Genomic DNA, 4,540 nt, shown 5'->3' on the forward strand with positions numbered 1-4,540 from the left:
AACCGGCGCCCCCGGGGGGGCGCCGGTTCTCGTCGTGTCCGCCCGGCCGGGGACTGGCCGGCGGACGGGGCGGAGCGGCGCGGCCGGACGTGGGGCTTCCCCTCCCCAACCCGACCGCGCCGCCCTCCCGCCGGAGGGGGGTCCGACGGAGTTCGTCGAACTCCTGTTCGACACGAACCAGTTAACCCCAGGCCGCCGGACCCGTCAAGGACCCCGCCCGGCGCCGCGCGCACCCCGTCCTCGCGCGAATCCCGGGACTCGGCGGGGCCGGGGAACTACCCTTGGCCCGTGGTAGCCGATACCGAGTTGCGCGAGCTGGCCCCACCCGCCTTCACGCACGCCGTCCCCGCGCTGCTCCAGGTGTACGAGGCCGCCATGCGGCCGCCCCCGGAGCAGTTGCCCGGGCGCGCCTCCGTCATGAGGGGCCACGCCCGCAACCCGGGCTTTCGCGCGGTGGTGGCCGTGCGCGGCGGCCTCCCGGTCGGCTTCGCCTACGGCTTCCACGGGCACGGCGGCCAGTGGTGGCACGACACGGTGGCGGAGGGGCTGCGCGCGGGCCCGGGGATCCGCCAGGCGCGCCGCTGCCTGTCCGACGCGCTGGAGGTCGCCGAGGTGCACGTCCACCCGGACGCGCAGAACCGGGGCGTGGGCCGCGCCCTGCTCCACGCCCTGTGCCGGGGCAGGCCGGAGCGCACCGCGGTGCTGTCCACGCGTTCGGGACCCTCCGCGGCGCGCCACCTGTACCGCTCGTGCGGGTTCACCGAGGTGCTGGAGGACTTCCGCTTCCCCGGCAGCCCCGGTCAGCCCTTCTCGATCATGGCCGCCCGGCTCCCCCTGACGGGCTCCGGTGACCGGAGATCTCCCGGTAGATCTGCCTGGTGGCCGTGGACCGGTTCGAGGTGATGAAGTGGATGCCCGGCGCGCCCTCGGCCAGCAGCCGCTCGCACATGCGCTGGGCGTGTTCGATGCCGAAGGCCCGCACGGACTCGTCGTCGTCGCCGAAGGAGGCGAACTTCTCGGCCAGGTCGGCCGGGAAGGGAGCGCCGGAGAGCTGCTCCGAGCGCGGGATGAACGAGGTGCGCACCACCGGGAAGACCTCGGGGATGATCGGCACCTCGCAGCCCCGCGCGGCCACCCGGTCGCGCAGGCGCAGGTAGTCCTCGGGGTCGAAGAACATCTGGGTGATGGCGTAGTCGGCGCCCGCCTCGCACTTGCGCACGAAGTGGTCGGTGTCGGTCTCGACGTCGGCCGAGCGCGGGTGCTTGTAGGGGAAGGCGGCCACGCCCACGCAGAAGTCGCCGCTGTCCTTGATCAGGCGCACCAGCTCCTCGGCGTAGGTCAGCCCCTGGGGGTGGCGGACCCACTCCCCGTCCGGGTCGCCGGGCGGGTCCCCCCGCACGGCGAGCATGTTGGACACGCCCGCGTCGGCGAGGCGGCCGACGAGGTGGCGCAGCTCGGCGACGGAGTGGTCGACCAGGGTCATGTGCGCGACCGGCAGCAGTGTGGTGTCGGTCGCGATGCGCTCGGTGGTCTCCACGGTCAGCCCGCGCGTGCTGCCGCCCGCGCCGTAGGTGACCGAGACGAAGGCGGGGCCGAGGGCCTCGATCTCCCTGATCGCGCGCCACAGGCGCTCCTGCGCCTGGGGCGTGCGGGGCGGGAAGAACTCGAAGGAGAACATCGGCTCGCCCGCGTCGAGGAGTTCGCGGATATGACGCGGCCTGGGGGCCGGGCCTCGGGGCGCCACAGGGAGTGTCGGTGCAGCCAGCATGCGCACCAGCTTAGGTCAGACGCCCCCGCGGCGGAGGCCCCGTCCCATCCTGTGAGACCCGTGGCGCACGCCACTCCCGAACGCCGCTCCCGAGCGGCGCGACGTGCGGGGACGCGGCTCGGCCCAGCCCCGCCTCGGTGACCCGCGCGTCCGCGCGGGCGGTGCCGGTGACGGTGCCGTCCGTGTCGGCGGACGGCTGGAGGCGGCCCGATCGGGCGGAGCGGGACCGGACAGCGCCCGGCAGCCGATAACCTGCGGGTCATGGTGCCTTCCTCTTCCCCGTCCGCCTCCGCCGTCTTCGCGGCCCGCTCCGGTGTGGACCGCGAACTGACCTCGTTCTGCGCCGGCCACCGGGCCCAGCTGCTGGAGATCGGGGAGGAGCTGGCACCGGCCATGGACGCGCTGGAGGCGATGATCTCCGGCGGCAAGCGCCTGCGGCCGACCTTCTGCTACTGGGGCTGGCGGGGCGCGGGCGGCGCGGCCGAGGACGAGCGGGTGGTGCGGGCGGCGGCCTCCCTGGAGTTCCTCCAGGCGTGCGCGCTCGTCCACGACGACGTGATCGACAACAGCGACACCCGGCGCGGCCTGCCCGCCACGCACAAGCGGCTGGCCAAGCTGCACGCCGACCAGGGGTGGAGCGGCGACAGCGAGGGCTTCGGGCAGGGCGCGGCCATCCTCATCGGCGACCTGTGCCTGGCCTGGTCGGATGAGATGTACCAGGCCAGCGGCTTCCCGACGGAGGTGCTGGGCCGGGGGCGGCCCCCGTTCGACGCGATGCGCACCGAGGTCATGGCCGGGCAGTACCTGGACACCCTGGAACAGGTGCGGGGCACCGGCACACGCGAGGCGGCGCTGCGCGTGATGCGCTACAAGTCCGCCAAGTACACGGTGGAGCGCCCGCTGCACCTGGGCGCGGCCCTGGCGGGCCGCCACGGGGAGCTGGCCGGGGTCTACACCGACTACGGCATCCCGCTGGGGATCGCCTTCCAGCTGCGCGACGACGTGCTGGGCGTGTTCGGCGACCCGTCCACCACCGGCAAGCCCGCCGGGGACGACCTGCGCGAGGGCAAGCGGACGCTGGTCGTGGCCGAGACCCTGGCGCGCGCCGGGGCGGCCGACGCCGAGCGGTTCCGCTCGCTGCTGGGGGCGCCGGACCTGTCGGTGGCCTCGGTGGAGTGGATGTGCTCCCTGATCGAGGGCTCGGGCGCGCTGGCCGCGTGCGAGGAGATGATCGCGGAGTACGCCGACCGGGCCGTCGCGGCCCTGGAGAGCCCCGAGCTGGACGCGTCCGCCCGCGAGCCGCTGCGCCAGCTGGTCGTGGCCGCCACCTCGCGCTCCTTCTGAGGGTCCTTACCTAGGGGACTTTCCCGGGTTCGCGCCCACCGGGGCCTGTTGTGTCCGTCTGCCCGCTCCGGTTGAATCGCTAACACGACATATCGCGAAACCTGGGGGTCTCCCATGTCTGGGCACACCGTTTCCCGCGGTCCGGTCGGCGCGGGGGAGAGAGCCCTCGCACCGGACCTGGCGCGCGGGTTCATGCTGCTGTTCATCGCGCTCGCCAACACGGCCTGGTACCTGTGGGCGCTCCCGTCCAGCGGGGGCGGCGTCCACCCCGAGCCGGGCGGCGTACTGGACCGGATCGCGCAGTTCGTCATCGTCACGGCGGTGGACATGCGCAGCTATCCGATGTTCGCCTTCCTGTTCGGGTACGGCATGGTGCAGCTGGCCCGGCGCCAGGAGGCGGCGGGCTCCTCCGCGCGGGAGGTGAACGCGCTGCTGCGCCGCCGCAACCTGTGGCTGCTCGCGTTCGGTTTCGTCCACGCCCTGCTGCTGTGGATGGGCGACGTCCTGGGCGCCTACGGCCTGGCAGGGCTGCTCCTGGGCTGGCTGTTCCTGCGACGCAGGGACGCCACGCTGCTGGTGTGGTCGGGCGTGTTCACCGGGCTGGCCGCCCTGCTGGCGGCGTTCAGCCTGCTGGGTCTGGCCTCCATGCCCGCGGAGGCCTCCTACTCCTCCTCGGCCGCGTTCAGCACGGACCTGATGGCCGACAACATCGGCGACACCTCGATCCTGGGCGCCGCGCTGGCCCGCGTCCTGGACTGGCCGCTGGTCACGCTGGGCCAGGGGCTGCTGGGCATGGTCGTGCCCGCGGCGATCCTGCTCGGCTACTGGGCCGCGCGCCGCCGGATCCTGGAGGAGCCGGGCGGGCACCTGGGCCTGCTGCGCTGGACCGCGGCCCTGGGCATCGGCGTGGGCTGGCTGGGCGGGCTGCCCCTGGCCCTGACCCAGATCGGGGTCTGGGAGCTGTCCCCCGCGCAGGCGGCCATGCTCACCATGCCGCACATGGTGACCGGGCTGGCCTGCGGCCTGGGCTACGTGGCGCTGATCGCGCTGGCGGCGCACCGGATCCAGGGGCGCGGTCGCGCACCGGGCGCGGTGGTCGGCGCGCTGTCGGCGACCGGCAAGCGCTCGCTGTCGGCCTACCTGGCCCAGTCGGTGCTGTGCGCGCCCCTCCTGGCGGCCTGGGGCCTGGGACTGGGCGGCGAACTCGCCTCGTGGTCGATGGCCCTGTTCGCGGTGGGCGTGTGGCTGGTGACGGTGGCGGCGTCCTACGCCCTGGAGCGCGCGGGCAGGCGCGGACCGGCCGAGGTGCTGCTGCGCCGCCTGGCCTACCGCCGCCCGGTCGCGCGGGGCGCTCGGGAGTCGGAGGAGCCCGGCAGCGCGTCGGTTCGCACGGTCGGGCGCGGACGGGCACGGGGACCGGCGGACGGA

At 74.5% G+C, this 4,540-nt stretch carries 4 protein-coding genes; 3 read left to right on the top strand and 1 reads right to left on the bottom strand.

Features of this window, described 5'->3' with window-relative positions:
- Positions 1 to 288: 288 nt before the first annotated feature.
- Complete coding sequence (locus tag DQW06_RS24370) at positions 289 to 903, top strand: GNAT family N-acetyltransferase (protein WP_013154124.1); 615 nt, start codon at positions 289 to 291, stop codon at positions 901 to 903.
- Here DQW06_RS24370 and metF read toward each other — a convergent pair.
- A complete protein-coding gene (gene metF, locus DQW06_RS24375) occupies positions 815 to 1,744 on the bottom strand; it encodes a methylenetetrahydrofolate reductase [NAD(P)H] (protein ID WP_013154125.1) in 930 nt (309 codons plus the stop codon). The two genes, DQW06_RS24370 and metF, sit on opposite strands and share 89 nt — an antisense overlap.
- Before the next feature lie 285 nt (positions 1,745 to 2,029).
- On the opposite strand from metF, the gene DQW06_RS24380 reads away from it, so the two are divergent.
- Positions 2,030 to 3,112 carry a polyprenyl synthetase family protein gene (locus tag DQW06_RS24380; RefSeq protein ID WP_013154126.1) on the top strand — a complete coding sequence of 361 codons (1,083 nt, stop codon included), beginning with the start codon at positions 2,030 to 2,032 and terminating at the stop codon, positions 3,110 to 3,112.
- Between the two features lie 114 nt (positions 3,113 to 3,226).
- Positions 3,227 to 4,540 (top strand): DUF418 domain-containing protein (locus DQW06_RS24385; RefSeq protein ID WP_157983591.1); only part of this gene is annotated, 1,314 nt, incomplete at its 3' end.

It is taken from the genome of Nocardiopsis sp. TNDT3 (assembly GCF_003427465.1).
Taxonomy (GTDB): domain Bacteria; phylum Actinomycetota; class Actinomycetes; order Streptosporangiales; family Streptosporangiaceae; genus Nocardiopsis; species Nocardiopsis dassonvillei.